General features: G+C 57.6%; 15 protein-coding genes and 1 other annotated feature. Of the genes, 13 read left to right on the top strand and 2 right to left on the bottom strand.

Features of this window, described 5'->3' with window-relative positions; genetic code table 11:
* The first annotated feature begins 52 nt into the window (after nt 1-52).
* The 7 genes from DL346_RS16735 (at nt 53) to DL346_RS16765 (ending at nt 10,607) form a co-directional block, all read left to right on the top strand.
* Nucleotides 53-3,280 carry an endo-alpha-N-acetylgalactosaminidase family protein gene (locus tag DL346_RS16735; RefSeq protein WP_240633304.1) on the top strand — a complete coding sequence of 1,076 codons (3,228 nt, stop codon included), beginning with the start codon at nt 53-55 and terminating at the stop codon, nt 3,278-3,280.
* Nucleotides 3,281-3,373: 93 nt separating this feature from the next.
* A complete protein-coding gene (locus tag DL346_RS16740) occupies nt 3,374-4,075 on the top strand; it encodes a copper homeostasis protein CutC (protein ID WP_206098543.1) in 702 nt (233 codons plus the stop codon).
* A 152-nt stretch (nt 4,076-4,227) separates the two neighbouring features.
* Nucleotides 4,228-5,232 (top strand): asparaginase, encoded by a 1,005-nt coding sequence (locus tag DL346_RS16745; RefSeq protein WP_112883303.1) that lies wholly within the window; start codon nt 4,228-4,230, stop codon nt 5,230-5,232.
* Between the two features lie 24 nt (nt 5,233-5,256).
* The gene (locus tag DL346_RS16750; RefSeq protein WP_112883304.1) at nt 5,257-6,129 is read left to right on the top strand and encodes a sugar phosphate isomerase/epimerase family protein; all 873 of its coding nucleotides are present in this window, start codon (nt 5,257-5,259) and stop codon (nt 6,127-6,129) included.
* Nucleotides 6,130-6,161: 32 nt separating this feature from the next.
* Nucleotides 6,162-7,439, top strand: a complete 1,278-nt coding sequence (locus tag DL346_RS16755) for an alpha-L-fucosidase (protein ID WP_112883305.1) — start codon at nt 6,162-6,164, stop codon at nt 7,437-7,439.
* Nucleotides 7,436-8,914, top strand: a complete 1,479-nt coding sequence (locus DL346_RS16760; protein WP_276311563.1) for an arylsulfatase — start codon at nt 7,436-7,438, stop codon at nt 8,912-8,914. Before DL346_RS16755 ends, DL346_RS16760 begins: the two co-directional genes overlap by 4 nt.
* Nucleotides 8,915-9,440: 526 nt before the next feature.
* Nucleotides 9,441-10,607, top strand: coding sequence for an acyltransferase domain-containing protein (locus DL346_RS16765; protein WP_112883307.1), 1,167 nt, complete (start codon nt 9,441-9,443; stop codon nt 10,605-10,607).
* A 79-nt stretch (nt 10,608-10,686) separates the two neighbouring features.
* Here the strand turns inward: DL346_RS16765 and DL346_RS16770 are convergent, their stop codons facing one another.
* Nucleotides 10,687-12,714 carry a stalk domain-containing protein gene (locus DL346_RS16770; RefSeq protein ID WP_112883308.1) on the bottom strand — a complete coding sequence of 676 codons (2,028 nt, stop codon included), beginning with the start codon at nt 12,712-12,714 and terminating at the stop codon, nt 10,687-10,689.
* Between the two features lie 175 nt (nt 12,715-12,889).
* Between DL346_RS16770 and DL346_RS16775 the strand changes: the two genes are divergently transcribed.
* The 5 genes from DL346_RS16775 to DL346_RS16795 all read left to right on the top strand — a co-directional run bounded on the left by DL346_RS16775 (nt 12,890) and on the right by DL346_RS16795 (nt 18,311).
* A complete protein-coding gene (locus DL346_RS16775; protein ID WP_165822542.1) occupies nt 12,890-13,666 on the top strand; it encodes a DeoR/GlpR family DNA-binding transcription regulator in 777 nt (258 codons plus the stop codon).
* 89 nt (nt 13,667-13,755) lie between these two features.
* A complete protein-coding gene (locus DL346_RS16780) occupies nt 13,756-15,504 on the top strand; it encodes a class I mannose-6-phosphate isomerase (protein WP_112883310.1) in 1,749 nt (582 codons plus the stop codon).
* A 14-nt stretch (nt 15,505-15,518) separates the two neighbouring features.
* Nucleotides 15,519-16,445 carry an ROK family protein gene (locus DL346_RS16785; protein WP_112883311.1) on the top strand — a complete coding sequence of 309 codons (927 nt, stop codon included), beginning with the start codon at nt 15,519-15,521 and terminating at the stop codon, nt 16,443-16,445.
* Nucleotides 16,446-16,561: 116 nt separating this feature from the next.
* A complete protein-coding gene (locus DL346_RS16790; RefSeq protein ID WP_165822543.1) occupies nt 16,562-17,461 on the top strand; it encodes a sugar phosphate isomerase/epimerase family protein in 900 nt (299 codons plus the stop codon).
* Between the two features lie 25 nt (nt 17,462-17,486).
* Nucleotides 17,487-18,311, top strand: coding sequence for a sugar phosphate isomerase/epimerase family protein (locus DL346_RS16795; RefSeq protein ID WP_112883313.1), 825 nt, complete (start codon nt 17,487-17,489; stop codon nt 18,309-18,311).
* Nucleotides 18,312-18,406: 95 nt separating this feature from the next.
* On the opposite strand, the gene DL346_RS16800 is transcribed toward DL346_RS16795, so the two are convergent.
* On the bottom strand, nt 18,407-18,790 hold the full coding sequence (locus DL346_RS16800) for a LysM peptidoglycan-binding domain-containing protein (protein WP_112883314.1): 384 nt from the start codon (nt 18,788-18,790) through the stop codon (nt 18,407-18,409).
* A 162-nt stretch (nt 18,791-18,952) separates the two neighbouring features.
* Nucleotides 18,953-19,219: a binding site (T-box leader), on the top strand.
* Nucleotides 19,220-19,333: 114 nt separating this feature from the next.
* Between DL346_RS16800 and asd the strand changes: the two genes are divergently transcribed.
* Nucleotides 19,334-20,419 (top strand): aspartate-semialdehyde dehydrogenase, encoded by a 1,086-nt coding sequence (gene asd, locus DL346_RS16810; RefSeq protein WP_112883316.1) that lies wholly within the window; start codon nt 19,334-19,336, stop codon nt 20,417-20,419.
* The last annotated feature ends 94 nt before the right edge of the window (nt 20,420-20,513 follow it).

Consider the following 20,513-nt stretch of genomic DNA (forward strand, 5'->3'; position numbering starts at 1 on the left):
CGGCTGCGACAAGCCGATGGACCCGTTCGGCAAGAGTACGTGGATCTGGAGGATGCCCTGCGGCAAGCAGGGCATTCTCTTTAAGTCCGATCCATTATATGAAGGCAAGTCCTACCGGATCGAGCTGCGGTTTCGGGGAACCGTGCTGACCGTATCGCTGAACGGCTACGAAGTCTATCACGGCGAGCGGCCGGATTGGAAGACGGGAGCGGGAGCAGTCGGCTTCTGCGCATGGAGCGGTGCCAGCGGCGAGGTGGCTGAAGCGGAGTATGAAGGCGCTGGCGGAGGCGAGGCCGCGGGCGAAGGCGGACATGCGCGCATTAGCGGCGTAGAGGTCAGCGAGCTAGACGCCATCTACCGTTCAGACTTCGCGGAAGTGGAATCCGGCGCCGATACGCCGGCGAAGTGGACGCTGTCTTCGGATCAGTTGGAGGTCGTGCTCGATGCCGAGTTTCCGCGCGTGCTGCTCTACCGCTGGAAAGCCAGCGGTGCCGTGCTGCATGGCCAAGAGGATCAGCTGGCTTACGTCGAGTTGAACGGAAGGCGGTATGCGCCTTCGGTTGCCGCTAAGGTTCAGTCCGGCGGCAGAGAGGCATCGTACCGGCTTTATTTTTATTTGGCTCAGGTGGAGATGCTGGTCACGTTCGCCGTTTCAGAAACGGCGCTTACGATGCGAATTACGGAAATCGCCGAGCTCGGCGATTTCCGGGTTCGTACCATCGCGTTTCCGCAGCATGGGCTTGTCTCTGTCCGCGATACGCAGGAGGGGGCTTCTATCGCGCGTGCCGAAGGGATCAAAGGCGATCGATTCGATAGGATCGCCGATCTGTCACCGGCCTCGGCGCCGGAGCATTGCGCGATTGCGATCGTAAATACCGCGGAGCTCGCGGCGGCTGTCATGGCAGGCAACACGCTCCATAACCGCAAGCGGCTTTGCGTCCAGACGACGGCATGCGGCGGCTATAAGAGGACGGCCGTTTGGAACGCCTATTGGACCTACCGCGGACCGGATATGCGCGTCGTGGGCGAGCCTTGGGTTAAGGTGCTGATTACCGGCGACCTGGGCGGAGACGGAATCGTGGATTGGCAGGATGGAGCCATCGCGCTGCGAGAGGCGCTCCCGCCGATTCCGGGAGCGGAGACGCTGCGCCGCAGCTATGCGCATATCGCGATGAATTTCGGCAGCATGGCGCAATATCCGTTTCTGCGCATCCTGGACAACGTGAAAAAATTTTATCTCTATACCGACGGATTCGGCCAGATGCTGGAGCTGAAGGGCTATCAAAGCGAGGGCCATGACAGCGGCCATCCCGACTACGGCGGCAATTACAACGAACGGGCAGGCGGACTGGCCGATTTGAATGTGCTGTCCGAGCGAGCCCGGGCGTACGGCGCGGTCATCGGCGTCCATATCAATCATAGCGAAGCCTATCCTGAGGCGAGAGCGTATTCGGATTCGCTCGCCACGACGACGCCGGGCTGGCGCTGGCTCGATCAGTCGTACTATATCGATCGCGAAGCGGACATTTTGTCCGGCGATTGCGACCTGCGGCTGGATGAGTTGAAGGCGCAGGCGCCGCATCTTGGCTTTATCTACGTCGATACCTACCGCGACGAGCATTGGGCGGCTTGGCGGTTGACAAGCAAGCTGCGCGGCAACGGCTGGACGGTTTGGACGGAGGAGGCGGACGCGCTGGACGACGATGCCGTATGGACGCATGATTCGACCGGCGACAGCCGGATCCACCGGTTTATCCGCCACCAGGACAAGGATGCCTATGCGGAGCATCCGCTGTTGAAAGGCGGCTACGCGAGGTACGGCGACAACGGATTTATGGGCTGGCAGCGGGAGCGGGATTTGCCTGCGGCGGTCCGGTCGTTCTTCACGAAGCAGCTTCCTTACCGGTACTTGATGCATTTTGCGATCAGGAGCTGGAGGGACGAGGAGATTGTGCTGGAAGGCGGCGTGACGTCGCGGCTGGAGGAAGGAACGGCGGTTATTCGCAAAGACGGCATTCCGGTTGCGATCGGAAACACCGTCTTCCTGCCCTGGGGCCCCGTGAACGAATCGAAAATCTACTATTGGAACGATGGCGGAGGCGAGACTTCCTGGCGGCTGCCGGCCGGCTGGCCGAAGAACGGAACCGTCAAGCTGTACCGGCTGACGAACCAAGGCCGGCGCTTCGTCCGGAACTTACCGGTTATTTCAGGTTTTGTCCATATCGTCGCAGACGATCGCACGCCTTATGTGTTATATAAAGAAGAGGCACCGCCATTGCCGCACATCGAATGGGGCGAAGGAAGCCCGGTGAAGGATCCCGGCTTCGACAGCCACGGCTTTGCATGGTGGACGAAGTCCTCCTCGCCGGAGGGCGGTACCGATCATATCGGCATCGCCGAAACGGACTACGGCCAGTCGTATATGCTCATTGGCGGCGGCGCCGATGCCCGGGTCTCCCAGAAACTGAAGGGACTGGAGCGGGGCCGAAGCTATTCGGCATCCGTATGGGTGGAAGTGTCGGAGGGCCGGGAGGCGTCTATCCTTGTAAGCGGATACGGCGGTCCGGATATCGGCAAATCGATATCTCGCACCAACGTCCTTAACTGCAACCCCGATTCTGACAAGAGGGGCACGTTCTATCAACGGCTCGCAATCCGATTCGAGATTCCGGCAGGGGGCGAAGGACCGGTGGAACCGGTGCTGACGCTTGCGGCGGTGCAAGGGAATGCGGCGTCCTACGTGCACTTTGACGATGTGCGGGTTCATGAGGCTGGAGGGCTGGCAGGCGGCAGCTGGCACAGTTTCTATGAAGATTTCGAGCATGTCGAAGAGGGATGGGGACCGTTCGCGAGCGCCAATCCGAAGGTCGGTAAGACCCATCTGTCGCAGCTGCATGATGGCTTTACGTCAGATACGCTGGAAGGCGTGTGGTCGCTCAAGACGATGGATCGGCTGACCGGCGAGCTGCTGCGTACGCTGCCTTCAACCTTGAATCTGCTGCCGAACCGGCGCTATCGCATCTCGTTCGACTACTTAGCCGAGCATGCCGGACAGTATTCCGTCGCGGTGCGGACGACCGACGGCGGGCCGCTGCATGATGCAGTGGAGCCGATCGGTCCAGGCAGAGGCCGGTTGTCGATGGGGGTTGTAACAGGGCCTTATACGGACTCCTACATCGCCATTATGAGAAATAACGCGGACGCTGGCTCGCTGGTGATCGATTGTTTTGCCGTTGATTTGCTGGAAGAAGAGAAGAACTGCAAGTCTCGAAAATCGTAGAAAGATAATTGCGGAAGCACAGTAAAGGCTGCGAAAAATGCACAGCGAAAAATGGTGACGGCATTCGCAGCTTTCTTTGGAAGGAGATTCGCTATGCTGCTAGAAGTAATTGCACTAACACCGGAGGATGCACGGCAGGCGGCCGCTTCCGGCGCGGACCGGATCGAGCTCGTCTCGGTCATCGAGGAGGGCGGGCTTACGCCGGCGCTCCAATTCGCGGAGGAAATAACGGCGGAATCCGCCATCCCGGTCCATGTCATGATCCGTCCGCACAGCAGAAGCTTCCGTTATTCGGAGGAGGATATGGAGCTGATGCTGGGCAGCATGAAGGAGCTGCGGCGTTTTAGACTCGGCGCGTTCGTCCTCGGCGTATTAACCGCTGAACGGACGGTCGATGAGGAGAAGCTGAAGCGGCTGCTCGATGCCGCGGACGGCGTGCCGGTTACGTTTCACCGGGCGTTCGACGAAGCGCGTAATTTGGAGGAGGCGTACGAGACGCTGGCCAAGCACCCGCTCATCCGCACGGTGCTGACATCCGGCGGGATGCCGAGCGTACTCGATGCGCAGCATCAAATCGCCAAGCTCGTACGGCTGAGCGGCAGCCCCGGTTCGGCGCCTGAAGTGCTGGCGGGGAGCGGTCTGACGCCGGAGACGGTAGCCGATTTCGTGCGGCGGACAGGCGTCCGTGCCGTTCATTTCGGCTCGGGGGTGCGGCAGAACGGCAAGGCGGCGGCTCCGATCGATCCGCTGCGGATGGCGGCCGTTCTGGCTGCCCTCCATCCGGAGGTCAAGTAAGGCTGAACTAGCAGCTGCGCATGTCGCCGTATAGCTGCAACGCCGCACTCGCAGCTGCATTAGCTAGCTGCGGCTCTATCCTGCCGCATGCTGCGGCGCCGCGGGTCGTGCATCCTGTGTACAACACACAATGGGTCAGGAGGAAAAACAACATGTCTGAGATTTTGGTAAATGAATACCGCGGCGGCTATGTGGAGAATGTCCACTCCGGCCATATTTGCGGCGTAGATGCAAACGGTATCCGTTACGGCGCCGGCAACGTGCGCCATTTAACCTTTCTGCGCTCGTCCGGCAAGCCGATTCAAGCGCTCCCGGCACTCGTCCACGGCGCGGATGAAGCGTTCGGCTTAACCGAGAAGGAAACGGCGATCATGGCCGGCTCCCACAGATCCGAGACATTCCATGTCACGGAGCTGGAATCGATGCTCGGCAAGCTTGGCATTGACGAGGACCAGCTCATCTGTTCGCCGACTTATCCGCTGAACGAAAGCGCAGCGTATGAGCTGAAGACCGCCGGATCGCCGAAACGCCGGATTTATCATAACTGCTCCGGGAAGCATCTTGGCATTCTGTCGCTTTGCAAGCATAAAGGCTACGCCTTGTCCGGTTACACGGATACGGATCACCCGGCCCAGCAGGAAATCGCCTCCACGCTCGCTTACCTGGCGTCCATGCCGGCAGAGGAAGTCGTGACAGGCGTGGACGGCTGCGGCTGTCCGGTATTCGCGATTCCGCTTGACCGGCTGGCAACTGCTTATTTGAAGCTGGCGCGGCCTGACTTGATTGAAGATGCCAACGTTCGCCGGGCCGTTGTTCGGATCACCGGGCTCATGAACAGCCATCCCGAGATGGTGGCCGGCACCGAACAAATTTGTACGATTTTGCTCATGGACGACAATATCGTGGCCAAAGGCGGAGCCAAGGGCGTGTACTGCTTCGGGCTTCGCGAGGAAGGACTCGGCTTTGCCTTGAAGGTGCTCGACGGCTCCCAAGAGGAATGGCCGCTCATCATCGCTTCGATTCTGGAGCAGATCGGCTACTCGCGGCGGGAAACGATCGATCGGCTCCGCGCGCTGGCGCCTGCCGATATCCTCAATGACAACGGCGTCGTCGCAGGCCGCAACGAAGCGGTCTTCCAGCTGAAGCGATACGAATAAGGAAGCGAAAGAGGCGAGAGGACAATGAAAATCGGGTTAAGCACATACAGCTTGTTAAACGCGCTCAAGTCCGGCGAAATGACCATACTGGACGCCATTCAGTGGATCGCGGACAACGGCGGGGAGCATATGGAAATCGTTCCTTACGGCTTCACGCTCGTCGACAATCCGGAACTGGCCGATGCGGTGCGCGAGAAAGCGAAAGAAGCCGGCATCGCGCTGTCCAACTATTCCATGCCCGCGAATTTCGTGCAGCCGGACGAAGCGGCGTTCGAAGCGGAGATGGCCCGCGTCAAGGAGCACGTGGATCTCATTCACCGGCTCGGCATCAAGCATATGCGCCATGACGTAACGGCGTTTACGATCCAGAAGGAGCAAATGACGATCGCGTGGTTCGAGGAGAACCTGCCGCTGATGGTGAAGGGCAGCCGGATCATTGCCGATTACGCGGCGCAGTTCGGCATTACGACCACGATCGAAAATCACGGCTTCAGCGTGCAGGCAAGCGACCGCGTGCAGCGGGTACTGCAAGCCGTAGACCGTCCGAATTTCAAAACGACGCTCGACATCGGCAATTTCATGTGCGTGGACGAAAATCCGGTGATCGGCGTCATGAAGAACCTGCCGTACGCTTCGCTCGTTCATTTTAAAGACTTCTATTTCCGTCCGTTCGACGAGCCGCCGGGCGGCGGCAACTGGTTCCTCACGAGCAACGGCAACTACTTGCGCGGCGCTATTGTCGGCCACGGCGAAATTCCGATTCGCAAAATTATCAAGCTGATCAAGCAATCCGGTTACGATGGCAATATCACGGTCGAGTTCGAGGGCATGGAAGAATGCAAGTCGGCTTCGCGGATCGCGATGGATAATCTCCGCCGTCTGTGGGACGAAGCTTGATTTTCAAATGTAAAGAGAGGCGGCGTTAAAGCATGCAAACGGTTCAAAAGCCGGTACCTACGGCCAAGCAGCTTGCTTATCAGAACATGGAATTCGGGCTGTTTCTTCATTTCGGCTTGCGTACGTTCTACGAAGGATATGCGGATTTCGACGAGCGGCCGATGTCGCCGTCCGACTTTAACCCGGTTGGGCTGGATTGCGAGCAGTGGATTCGGACCGCGAAGGAAGCAGGCATGAACTATGCGGTGCTGACGGCCAAGCACCATGACGGCTTCTCCAACTGGCCTTCCAAGTACAGCACGTTCACGGTCGAAGCTTCGCCATGGAAAGACGGCAAGGGCGATGTCGTTCGCGAATACGTGGATGCGTGCCGCAAGTACGGCGTTAAGCCGGGTCTCTATTACTCGCCTTATGACGGCTCGGCGAATTTCTATACGCAGGATGCAAAAGCTTATGACGATTATTTCGTCAATCAAATTACGGAGCTGCTGACCCATTACGGCGATATCGACATCCTCTGGTTCGACGGCTGCGGCTCGGAAGGCCATACGTACGACTGGAAACGGATCATCGGCGAAATCCGCCGCTTGCAGCCGAACATTCTTATTTTCAATATGGGCGATCCGGATTTTCGCTGGATCGGAAACGAGGACGGCGTCGCGTCGATTCCGTGCTGGAACGTTGCCGATTCCACCGACTTCTCGATTCTTACGACGGAGAAGGAGCAGCTTGGCGAACAGCTCTGGCTGCCGGCGGAATGCGACGTGCAAATGCGGTATAACCGGATCAGCTGGTTTTACAGCGACGAAGACGAGCATATGGTCAAGAGCGTCGATGAGCTGATGGGGCTTTATTACCTGTCGGTCGGCCGCGGCACCAATCTGCTGCTCAATATCGGACCGAACCGCGAAGGGCTGCTCCCAAGCAAGGATGCGGAGCATTTGCGCCAATTCGGCGATGAAATCCGCCGCCGCTTCGGCCATCCGGCGGCGACGCTGGCTGCATGCAAGCAAGAAGGGCGGACATGGAAATATGCCGCTCAAGAGAAGCACTTGATCGATCATATCATCATTCAAGAAGATTTGACGCACGGCGAAAGCGTGCGCCGGTTCAGACTGTCCGTCATCACGGAAAAGTCTCATGGCAAGATCGTCGTTTACGAAGGCCAAAATATCGGCCATAAAACGATTATCCGCATTCCGACGATCAAAGCGTCCGGCGCCATTCTCGAGCTTTTGGAATGCGAAGGCGAACCGGTCATCCGGGAGCTGTCCTTCCATTATGCCGGCGAAGCGGGCGGGGCGCGTTGAGCGGCGGCGGGACGCAAGGGAAGCCTAACATTCTGCTGATCGCGGTGGATCAGATGCGCGGCGACTGCTTGGGAGCGCTCGGCCATCCCGTCGCGGAGACGCCGAACCTCGACCGTTTGGCGCGTGCCGGCGTGCTGTTCCGCAGCGCATACTCGGCCACGCCGACCTGTGTCCCAGCCAGGGCGGCGCTGATGACCGGCATGAGCCAGCGTTCGCACGGACGCATCGGCTATCAGGACTGCGTCCCTTGGGAGTACGAGCACATGCTGGCAGGCGAGCTTGCCAGTGCCGGCTACCATACCCAATGCGTCGGCAAAATGCACGTGTTTCCCGCCCGGAATCTGTGCGGGTTCCACAATGTCGTGCTGCATGACGGCTATTTGCATCATAACCGCAGCAGGCACAACAACTCGGTAAACGGGCATTTTGACCAAGTGGACGATTATCTGACCTGGCTGCGCCAGACCGCCGGCGCGCATCTCGATATTACCGATAACGGGCTCGACTGCAATGCGTCGGCGGCGGCGAGGCCTTGGCATTTGGCGGAAGAGCTGCATCCGACGAACTGGACGGTGACGCAGTCGATCGATTTCCTGCGCCGGCGCGACCCGGGCAAGCCGTTCTTCCTGTTCACGTCGTTCGTTCGTCCGCATGCGCCGCTGGATCCGCCTCAGGCCTATTTCGATATGTACAAGGACCTCGAGCTGCCTGATCCTCCGATCGGCGATTGGGTCGATGTCGAAGCAGCGAAGACCAGCGGCTCTTCCGATCCGGTCACGCATTTCGGCGTGGTGCCCAAGCGCCGTCTGGACCGTTCGCGGGCTGCTTATTATGCGCTCATTACGCATATCGACGACCAGATCGGCCGGCTGCTGAACGCCTTGTATGAATACGGCGTCTCGCAAAATACGGTCGTTCTGTTCGTCTCCGATCACGGAGAGCTGCTTGGCGATCACCATTACTTCCGCAAAGCGCTTCCGTATGAGGGAAGCGCCAAGGTGCCTTTTATCGTCAGCGACCCTGGCGGCATGCTGAACTTGAGGCGAGGGAGCTCATCGGCGGAGGTGATCGAGCTGCGCGACGTGATGCCGACGATCCTCGAAATCGCAGGCGCGCCGATACCGGACACCGTGGACGGGTGCAGCGTGCTGCCGCTATGCCGCGGCGAGCAGGCGGAGTGGCGCGCTTATATTCACGGCGAACACAGCTATGGCGCGCTCTCGAACCATTTTGTCACGGATGGCCAGGAGAAATATATTTGGTTCTCGCAGAGCGGCGAGGAGCAGCTGTTCGACCTTGTGGGCGATCCGCGGGAGCTGGTCAATCTGGCCGCGTCACCGCACTGGCAGAACCGGTTGGCCATGTGGCGGAAGCGGCTTGCGGAGGAGCTTGAGGGCCGGGAGGAAGGCTACGTGCAGAACGGAACGCTCGTTGCCGGTCGGCCTCCGCGTCTATTGCTGACCCGCGCCACATAAGCGATGTATTAAAGGGAGCACACCGCTCCAGAGAGCGCCCGGAAATTCTAACGGATGCTACAGCGCTTATTTGCATAATAATAGCTTTTCTTAAACTCTAACGGTCGCCAGAGGCGTTATTTGGCCCCAATCGGAAGAATTCGCTGTCCGAATCGCCAAATAGCGTTGCTGAGAACCGTTAGAATTTCAAAAAGGGCCATTTGAGGCTAAATAGCGTGCGTGGCAACCGTTAGCGCATGCGCGGCAGCATGAGGCAAATTCGAATCTCGAAAAGCCTGATGTAAGTCAAACATCCGGACTCGCGATTGATCCTAATTCCTTTATTGGACAGCCTGAGAAACCCAACGTTTTGAAAAAAACGTTGGGTTTCTTTACACTTCGGGGAGCATGTTGCTCTTGTTTTTGTATGGCCGGATTCGGTTAAGCGAAGTCGCATAGGAAGTAAATAACCAGCAAAGCCCCGTGTGCTATAATCTATGAAACTCTTCCTCTTCCGGGAGGATCGTTCAATAAAGGAGAGAAGTAGATGAACGGGCAAAAGCAACAGGCGCAAGGCGAGCTATGGTTTCTGCAGGAGGAAGCGCTGCTGGAGGCGAATCGGCTGGCCCTGCTTCCGGCTGGGGCAATGGATGCGCTGCTGCTGGCGGCGGAGACGATTCGGCAGGACGAGAGGCTTAGCTCGCTGGCGCTGAGGGGGTATCGGCTGCTGTTTCAACCGGAGACGGCCGGATCGCCGGATGCCGCGAAGCATGGCAGCGAATCGGGCGGCGAAACGCTGTCCGGCATTTTGTCGGCGATGGGTGAGGGCGCTGAGCTGTATCAGCCGATCATTCTATTGAGCGGGCTGCGGCGGCTAGAAGGGCTGTACGCGGAGAGAGCAATTCCGCAGGAGGTGCTCGTCCACACGCTCAGCGACATGGCGCTGTGGATGCATGATTATTACGCACGGCATGGCCGATGGGGCCTGGGCAACGAGTGGCTCGTATACCACATGTCCTTCCGGCTGTTCCGCATCGGCCGGCTGCAGTTCGATCGCAGCCGCTTCGGCGGCGGCGTGCGCGTGCTGCGCCATCGCGAGTCCCGGGAAGTGACCGTTCTCGCGGAGAGCGGCATCCGCTACCGCAGCGACGGGCTGATCGACGGGACCAACAACTTGTTCGACGAGGCGGGTGCATGGGAATCCGTGCTCGAGGCCGATGCGCATGCGATTCGCGGCCATCGCATTGATGAAGGCGGCTTTGCGAGCAGGCATGCCGAGTCATTCCGCGTCGAGGAATGGGAGACCGTGCTGCGCCGGGGCGACGCCGTGCTGGACGTCCACATCGCCGCAGACGGCAAAATGGATCATGCGCAGTGCTTGGCTTCGATGCGGGAAGCCGTCCTCTTCTTCAAGCGGCATTTCCCGGAAGAGCATCGGCTGGCGTTCGCATGCACCTCGTGGCTGCTCGATCCGCAGTTCGGGGAAATGCTGGGCGACGCCTCCAACATCGTCCGGTTCCAGCGCGAGTTCAGGCTGTATCCGGTCGGCGGCGACGGCAACGAGGGGCTGCGCCGCATCTTCGGCGACCTGTATGAAGATCGGTCGGCTGCGCCCCGCGATACGTCGCTTCGCCGCGCCGTGCTGGACCATCTCGCCGCTGGCGGGGGGCTTAGAGATATGGGCGGATTTATTTTGATGCTTGAACAAGAATAGCCTCATGGGGCGCACCCCAAAAGCAAAACAAAACGCCAATGGCCGGTTTAAGATCCGGACATTGGCGTTTTTTGCACCGCTATTGCTGCAGAGAAGGCATCTGCTGGAAGGTCAGGTTGATCGGCAGGTAACTGCCGGATGCGAGCGTAAAGACAAGGTCGAGCGTTTCCGGCGCCGCTCCCGTGCGGTAGAGGACGGCCGTTTCGTTCGGGTCGAGCAGCGCGCTATCGGTCGTCACCGGTACGAGCGTGCCGTTCACGATGAACGCGCCTGCGTAGTGGCCGCCTCTGCCGTTCACGCCTACAAGCGTATTCGGCGCGACATGCACCTTCATTTTGTATAGGACGCCGAAGTTGCCGAGATCGTATTCCAGCAGGCCGGTCATCTCGTCGATGCCGTCAATCAGCTTGTCGAGCTTGCCTTCGCCGAGCACGATGCGCTGCGGCTTCAAGCCGAGAGACTCGTTCGTGCTAAGATCGATCACCCTGTCGGCGTAATCGAAGGTACCTCGTACGTGCTTATTATCGCGCGGCATAACAGTTAAATCGTCGAGCACCGGAAGCGGATCTTGACCATCCTGCACGACGACGATCCGGTAACGGATATTGTAGTCGGAGACGACGTCGGCGTAAGCCGAGAAGACGTCGCCAGGCTTAAGCGGTACCTTCGACATCTCGGGAATCAGCACCTGCGACTCGCCCGGATTCAGCGATATGTAGTTTGCCGGCGCGTTTTTGTTCATTGCGTCCATGTAACGGATCGTCGCCATCTTGCCGGCCATGATCGTGGATTTATCCGGTCCGCCTTTGCCCCAAGCGCCTACCCCGACAGTCGCAACCCTGTTGTCCGTATTTGTCGCAACCAAGTACATCTTCAGCGGGAAGCTTGCTCCGCTCTCGTTATAGAACAAGAATCTGGTCGCGCCCGAAAGCACCGTGTCATAAACGAGGCCGGTTGTCGTAAAGCGCTCCGGACTGTTGCTGTGCACGAGCCTTGCCGCTTCATTCGTGAAAGAATAGGAAACGGCCGGGTAAGTAAGCACTTCCGCGCCGTCCATGTCGAATTTGCGTCCGACCGGCGTGAAGAGCAGATTAAATTCTTCCTCGGTGTACATAATTTCAGAGGAGACCGTGATCATTTTCGTAATGGTGCCGGTCAACCCGCCGCCGTCCTTGACCTCAAGCGTGACCGCATGCTCGCCTTCGCTGAAGAAGGCAGGAGCGTTCCCCGTCCATTTGGTCGCGGCGATATCATTGTTCTCGTCGGTGCTCGTGCTCGTATACACGATTGGCTCCCCAATGCGATAGACGGTCTTATCCGTCGTAAAATCCGCTGCAGGAGGCAGATTCGGCATCTTCACATCCACCGTGACGCTGTACGGCTCGCTCCATACGCCGTTCTCGCCTTGCACCCAACGCGTGACGGTATGCGGACCGGCTTCCATGAATACGTCCTGCCGGCCTTCCCAGCGTTCGCGTTCATTCATTGGATCGACTATTGTCGGTACGCCATCGACAAAGTATTGAACGACGGTTTCTCCGGCGATGATTTCGGAGGGCTGCACGGCGAACTCGGCCGACGGCGGGGCCGCCCAATTGATGACCGTTTCGGTGCCGCGGGAGATTATGCGGCTTCCGGTCAGGTTCGACCACATGCGCAAGGGCACCATGAGCGAGCCCTTCAGGATAAAAGTCGGTCCGGGGCCTTTGACGGCTTCGCCGTTGATTTTGATGATATCGCTGCCCGGCTTGAAACGGAGCTCGATCGAGCCGGCGGTTGCGATCGATTCCTTCGTCTTCGCGTTATAGGACAGCTTGTAGCCGAAAGGTCCGGCAATCCCGTTCAGCGCGGCGTACGAGGAGCTGGATTTGATCGTAAGCGGCTGCGCGGCCTGAAGCGGCTTCTTGTTGAACAGCATCGCTTTGCTGTTCTTCTTCAGCACCAGTTCATTGGTCAAAACCTGCTTGATTGGAACCGACTGCAGACCGGGATTTGCGGAGATAATCGGCTCAGCGGGAGCGGTCGTGCCTTCAGCCGACAGCGGGGTCGATTGAAGCAAGGTGATTAAAGCGGCGGATAAGACAGCTAAATGCTTCAGTGATTTCATTTCCTTACTCCTTCTTTAAAGACGAAATAATTGAAAATTGGATGACAGATGTATAAACGGCGTTTTTTACCATAAAGTTGCGGTTTGCTTAAAAGTTTTTTCGTCCCTAGGGCGGCCCTTTAGATTGATGTTCATTTGTGTTAAAATGAGTGAAAAAAACGACGAGGGATTGTGCATGCTGCCACTACAACGCAAACAAGCATTACTAACTTATCTGGCCCGGCAAGGGGCTGCCACGATGAAGGAGCTCAGCGACCATTTCGGCGTGTCGGAAATGACGATCCGCCGGGACATCCAGCTGCTGGAGCAGGAGAATCGCGTGCAGCGCTCCCATGGCGGCGTCATTTACCGGGAACTGGCTTCGGGAGGCGAGGAGCCGGACCTGGCTACGAAACAGGCGCATAACGTGGATGTTAAGGAGCGGCTGGCGCTTTATGCGGCGGAACATTTCGTGAAGAGCAGGGATGTGCTCATTCTCGAGAACGGCACGACGGTTTCGCGCATGGCCGAGCATTTGAGCGCATTCGACCAGCTGACGCTGCTCACGAACGGGATGGATACGCTCAGCCGGTTCCGGCCATTCGTGTCTGAGCGCCATGCGATCATTTGCTGCGGCGGCATGCTGCGGGAAGTATCGGGCACGTTCGTCGGGCCGGTGGCGGAGCAATTCTTCGCGGAGTACCACGCGGACACGCTGTTTCTGTCGGCGCTCGGCTTCAATCCGGAGGCTGGCTTCACCGATCCGAACCTGCTCGATACGCAGGTGAAGAAGGCGATGATCCGCTCGGCGAAGAAGGTTGTCATGCTGCTTGACTCCTCGAAGCTCGGAAAACGGTATTTCTCTACGGTCGCCCATCTCGCGGATATCGATGTGCTTGTCACGGACGAAGGCATCTCGGATGAGCACAAGCAGCTCATGGAGGAAAGCGGAGTTGAGCTGCATACCGTATAGGTGGACATTTTTGGGTGTTCATATGTGTGAATTTATGATATATTATGATCAGTAAATGAACATTGGATAAAAAGGAGCGGGGCGTGAACATGAAAGCAGCTTACAATAAGGAACCGGTTGTTGCCATCCAGGGTTGGGAGCACGAGGCTTGGGCGGGCTACGAAGCAATTGGGAAAACGGTGCGTGCGGCACTTGCAGGCACGGGCAAAGACAAATCGATCGTCGTCGTAGAATGCTATCCCGGCGTCCGGCAAGAGGAAGTGCTGGCGGGACTGTCCGCTTCGCTGCAGCCTGCGCTCGTCATTCAAGCGGAGGATGCAGCGCTCGACCCGGCCGAGGCGGACCGCATAGTCGAGCGCTATATGACCGATGATCGCGTTTTCGGCTATATGGCTCCTTTTCGCATTGAAGAGTTTTATGTGCCTGAGAAGCTGAAGCGGCTGCAAGACCGGATCGAAGCGGCCGGCAGCGGCGTTATTATCGTGATCGGCTTCGGCGCATCGCTGGTCGCGGACGGGGATGTGCTGCTGTACGCAGACCTGGCGCGTTGGGAAATTCAGCAGCGCTATCGTTCGAAGGAATACGCCAACTGGCGGACGAACATCGTCGAAACGGATATTCTCCGTCTCTATAAGCGCGGCTTCTTCTTCGAGTGGCGCATGGCCGACCGGCTCAAGAAAACGCTGCTTCCTCGCATCGACTATTACTTGGACACGAACGTGAAGGACGAGCCGAAGCTGGTTTCGCGGCAGGCGCTGTTCGCCGGCCTTGGGCAGACGGCAAACCGGCCGTTCCGGCTCGTGCCGTATTTCGATCCGGGCGTCTGGGGCGGAACGTGGCTGGAGGCCAACATCGACCTGCCGCAGAAGAATCATCCGTACGCTTGGGGCTTCGACGGCGTTCCGGAGGAGAACAGCCTGTATTTCCAGTACGGCGGGCTTCGGCTAGAGCTGCCGTCGATCAATCTGGTTTTCTTCGAATCCGTCAAACTGCTTGGGGAGAAGGTGTACTCGCGCTTCGGGGCGGAGTTCCCCATTCGCTTCGACTTCTTGGATACGATCGGCGGCCAGAACTTGAGCTTGCAGGTGCATCCGACGACCGAATATATCCGGGAGCAGTTCGGCATGCCGTATACGCAGGATGAGAGCTATTACATCCTCGAGGCCGTGCCGGGCGCCGAGGTTTATCTGGGACTTCGGGAAAACGTGGATTCCGCGCAAATGCTGGCCGACTTGCGCAAGGCGCAGCAAGGGGGATTCGCTTTCCCGGCGGAAGAGTATGTGAATGTGTACCCTGCGGCGAAGCATGATCATTTTCTCATTCCGGCGGGGACTATCCACTGCTCCGGCACCGGATGCATGGTGCTGGAGATTAGCGCGACGCCGTATATTTTCACGTTTAAGCTATGGGATTGGGACCGGCTCGGTCTCGACGGCAAGCCGCGCCCGGTTCACGTCGATCACGGCGAGAAAGTCATTCAATGGGACCGGACGACCGAATGGACGAAGAGCTGCGTAGGACGCGTCGAGCCCGTAGCGGAAGGCGAGGGCTGGAAGGAAGAGCGGACGGGACTGCACGACCTTGAATTCATCGAGACGCGCCGGCACTGGTTCTCGGTTCCGGTTCGACATGAAGCGAACGGCAGCGTGCACATGCTCAATCTGATCGAAGGGGAAGAGGCGACGGTGGAAAGCCCGGACGGCGCGTTCGAGCCGTTCGTGATCCGCTACGCGGAAACGTTCATCGTTCCAGCTGCCGTGGCCGCGTATACGATCCGCCCTAGCGGACCTAGCGAGGGCAAGACAATCGGTACGATCAAAGCTTTTGTACGAGCATAGGGGGAGCCTTCAAGATGAAATCCGGACTCATTCTGGCATTCGACGTCGGCGGTACGCAAATTAAAGCGGCCGTCATGCGCGGCAGCGCGGTTATCGAACCAACGGTCGGGCAGTACGAGGCAAAATCTTACCTGGCTGCAGATGCGATAATCGCGCACTTCGTCGCCATCGTAAAAGACATGCTGCACCGGGGCGGGATGCTTGATCCTGAGCCGATCGTCGGCTTTGGGCTTGCGTTTCCCGGTCCCTTCGATTATGAGAAGGGCATCTGCCTGATTCGCGGCTTGGGCAAATTCGAATCGCTGTATGGCCTTGAAGTCGGCAGGTTGATCGAGGAAGCGCTGTACGCGGACGATGAGCTTCGCACGCGGCTGGCGCCGCAGTTCCGCATCGCCTTCGAGAACGATGCCGCCCTGTTCGGCCTTGGCGAAGCAAGCGGCTTCAAGGCCGGGGAGGCAGAACGGGCAGTATGCCTGACGATCGGCACGGGCCTTGGCTCCTGCTTCATCGAGAACGGCGAGTTGGTGAAGCACCGCCCGGACGTGCCGGAGAACGGCTGGCTGTATCCGACGCCGTACCACTATGGCATAGCGGACGAATACATCTCGAAAATCGGCGTGCTGCGGCTCGCCATGGATCGCAACGTAGACATCGGCGACCGGGATGTCAAGCAGCTGGCAGAAGCGGCTTTCGAAGGCAGCATACCGGAGAAGGAGTTGTTCGAGGCGTTCGGCGAACAAATGGCCGTCATACTAGGGCCGGCGCTGCGGCGCTTTGCACCCGATGTTATCGTCATCGGCGGGCAAATATCGAAGAGCGGCGGCTTGTTCGCGCCTTCGTTCCAAGCCGGACTGGAAGCGCAAGGGCTGAAAGCGATGGTGCGGATCAGCCGCGATACGTTCGCCAGCACGTTCAGAGGCATTTACGATCTTGTGAAATGAAGAAAAGAGCGGCAGTCAAGGGGCGAATTTAGCTTTGAACTGCCGCTTTATTTTTTGCCGGATTGCTGTAACATGAGAAACAAGCTGTACGAAATCCAGACTTGGAGGGATCGAAAGTGAAGGTTGCCTTGCACTCGGTTAGTTATTCCGGCACTTGGGGCGGACAGACGGCGCTTACGCTGGAGCAATTTGTGGAGAAGGCGGCTGTTCTGGGGTTTGAAAGCGTCGAGTTTGCCGCGAAGCGTCCTCACTGCTCGCCGCTCGACCTAAGCAGAGACGACCGGCGGCAATTGAAGCAGCTGCTTGCGGATAAGGGGCTTACGTTGTCTTGCGTGGCCAGCTATCACGATTTTGCATCGTTTTTCGAGCACAAGGACATGGCATACATGGAGAAAGAACTGCTTTACATGCGGAGCGTCATTGAGCTCGCGCATGATCTGGGCAGTCCGATCGTGAGAACCTACACCGGCTATTTCAAAGAAGGGGTTCCTTACAGAGCGCAATGGGACAGCTGCGTGAAAGGCATTCAAGAAAGCGCGCGCATGGCGGCGGACTATGGCATTACGATCGGCGTGCAAAATCACTCCTGCATCGCGAGCGACCCGGACAGCCTGCTCGATCTGATGGCCGAGATCGACGAGCCGAACGCCAAGGTCGTGCTCGACGCGCCGTTCATCGACAACCACCATAAGCCGCTTCGCGAAACCGTCCACAAGTTCAAGGGAATGGTCGTCCATACGCACTTAACGGATTATATCCGCCGCGAGAAGTTCAAATATGTTTCGGAGACCGTCACATTCACTCCTAACGGGATGGAGATGATTTCGGTTCCGATCGGCAAAGGGAATATTGATTATCATGAATTCATCGGCGCCCTGCATGAAATCGGTTATGATGGCGCATTGTCTTACGAAATGTGCTCGCCGCTTGTCGGCGGAGGCAGCGAGGCAAACCTCGACCGCAGCGCGCTTGAGTCGCTGAGCTATGTGAAGGGGATTTTGGCCGGGCTGCGGTAAGAACGATAAGCGGGAGGGAGCCAACATGAAACTAACCGGATTCGCGGATGAGATTGCCGCCGATTTGACGCGGCAGCTGGAAGTGCTTCGTCAAGAAGAGATTCGCTATCTCGAATTTCGAAGCGTGGACGGGATCAATGTGCTGCAGCTGAGCGACGAGCACTTGCAGCTGGTGAAAGCCGAGCTGGAACGAAACGGAGTGCGCGTCTCCGCAATCGGCTCGCCGATCGGGAAGATCGGCATTCAGGATGAGATGGAGCCGCATCTGCTGGCCTTTGACCGGGCGATCGCCGTGGCAAAGCTGTTCGGCACAGCGCATATCCGTCTTTTCTCGTTCTTTATCCCTCGCGGGGATGACCCGGGGATTTACCGCGATGAAGTGATGCTCCGTATGAAGCTGCTTGTTCGGCGGGCGGAGGAAGCGGATGTCCTGCTGCTGCTGGAGAACGAGACCGGGACGTATGCGGATACGCCCGAACGCTGTTTGGACGTGATCGAGCATTGCGGCTCAAGCTGTCTGCGTCATGCGTTCGATCCCGGCAATTATATTCAAAGCGGCGTCGCGTCGACCATGGCGGCATACCGCCTGTTGGAAGGCTATGTGGCTTACATGCATGTCAAAGACGTTTCGTCCAGGACAGGCAAAGAAACGCCTGCCGGCCAAGGCGACGGCCGATTGCCGGAGCTGATCGGCAGCTTGCAGCAAAGAGGCTACGACGGATTCCTGTCGTTAGAGCCGCATTTGGCGTCTACCGGCCAGTATCCGAACGAAAGCTCCGAAGAGCTGTTCGTACGGGCAAGCCGAGCGTTGAAAAGCATACTGGATCGGGCTGGACAAGCGTGGACGTAGTCATGCAAAGCAGTGCCTGGTAATACTTAGTAATAGAAAGCAAAAGCGGCCGCTTCTCGGATATTCCGAGCAGCGGCCGCGTCATATTCAGGGCGTTATTGCTGCTGCATAGGCTGGCCTTGCTCTTGCGGCATAGGAGCCTCCTGATAGGACTTCTGGCACTGCATATTGGAGATGCGAGGGATCACGACGGTTTCTCCGGCTCTCAATTGATGCGGATTGAGATTTGGATTGGCCTCTTCAACCATTACATGAGGCATATTATATTTGTGGCAGATTTTGGCCATCGTATCGCCTGGCGCAACTTGATGCCTTGCGTAGATCATGTCTTCGGGATTGTCGTCCCTCCAGAATGGAAAGAAGAACGGGGAGAAGAAGAAAAACGGAAACAAGAAGCGACGCGGGAAGAAAGGATGAGGGAACGGACGAAAGAACGGACGCCGTCCAAAGCCGCCGCCGGGAAAAAATCCACGATCCATTAGGTAACCTCCATTAGCTGATAGTCATTTGACTATACTAGGATATCGCCCGGATGCCGGTTTCGTGTCTTGTCTGCCAAAAATGGGCATACGCCCGAGTACCATGAATTTTCAAAAACATATTTACCTTGCGGACGATATTTGATACTATGGACGAAATATTTAAATGCGAAGAAGAGAAGAGTAAATAAATGAATTCTTTTACAGAGAGCTCCGGCAGCTGAAAAGGGGCAAAGAGTTTTTTATTGAAGAAAGACTCCGAGCAGCGCAGCGGAACCATTATACATGGGGATGTTGCGCCAGGGGCTCCTGTTACAGGGCTAGAGTATAAGCATTGCATGTGCGCATTGCCGTACTTGAAGAGGTGAATATGGCGACATATTCGCGAATTTGGGGTGGTACCGCGAGTTTACAAATCTCGTCCCTAAGACTGGCTGACTAGTCTTGGGGGTGGGATTTTTTTATTAGCCAAAAAGCAATATCAATCTGTTCCATGCAAGCATACGGTACATCAAATCAGACTGCTGAAAGGATTGAAGGATTATGACGGGGAAACTGAAAGTCGGTATTGTAGGCGGAACGGGCATGGTGGGTCAGCGCTTCGTAGAGCTGCTGGATCAGCATCCTTGGTTCCAAGTCACCGCCATTGCGGCGAGCGCTAGTTCGGCGGGCAAAACATACGAGGAAGCGGTAAAAGGCAGATGGAAGCTGGCTACGCCGATTCCTGAAGATGTGAAGCAAATCGTCGTCCAGGACGCTTCTCAAGTGGAAGAAGTAGCCGGTCAGGTTGATTTCGTATTCTGCGCCGTCGACATGGCGAAGAATGAAATTAAAGCCCTCGAGGAAGCTTATGCGAAGACGGGAACGCCTGTCGTTTCGAACAACTCGGCTCACCGCTGGACGCCGGACGTGCCGATGGTCATTCCGGAAATCAACCCGAGCCACCTGGAAGTCATTGCCGCGCAGCGTAAACGTCTCGGTACGGAGACCGGCTTCATTGCCGTCAAGCCGAACTGCTCCATTCAGAGCTATGTACCGGCGCTTCACGCCCTGCTTGATTTCAAGCCGACGACTGTCGTGGCTTCGACCTACCAAGCAATCTCCGGAGCGGGCAAAAACTTTACCGATTGGCCGGATATGCTCGACAACGTTATCCCATACATCGGCGGCGAGGAAGAGAAGAGCGAGCAGGAACCGCTTCGGATCTGGGGCAGCGTCGAGGGCGGAGAGATCGTGAAAGCAAGCGCGCCTCTGATCACGACGCAGTGCATTCGCGTACCGGTAACGGACGGCCACCTGGCAACCGTATTCGCATCGTTCGAGAACAAGCCGGTGAAGGAAGAGATTCTCGCGCGTTGGAGACAGTACCAAGGACGCCCGCAGGAGCTTGGCCTGCCGAGCGCGCCGAAGCAGTTCATTACGTATTTTGAAGAAGAGAACCGTCCGCAGACGAAGCTTGATCGCGACATCGAGCGCGGCATGGGCGTTTCGGTCGGCAGATTGCGCGAGGACTCCGTCTATGATTACAAATTCGTAGGACTGTCGCACAATACCGTTCGCGGCGCTGCCGGCGGAGCCGTGCTGATCGCCGAGCTGCTGAAGGCGGAAGGCTATATTCAAGCGAAATAATTGACTTTGGGAAGGCTGCCCGGTGCTGGTGTACCGGCGGCCTTTCTTTTTTTTAGCAAAAATTAAGCGAATTTGCCGTGATGAGGCAGCTAGT

The sequence above is a fragment of the Paenibacillus montanisoli genome, assembly GCF_003268025.1.
Lineage (GTDB): Bacteria > Bacillota > Bacilli > Paenibacillales > Paenibacillaceae > Paenibacillus_Z > Paenibacillus_Z montanisoli.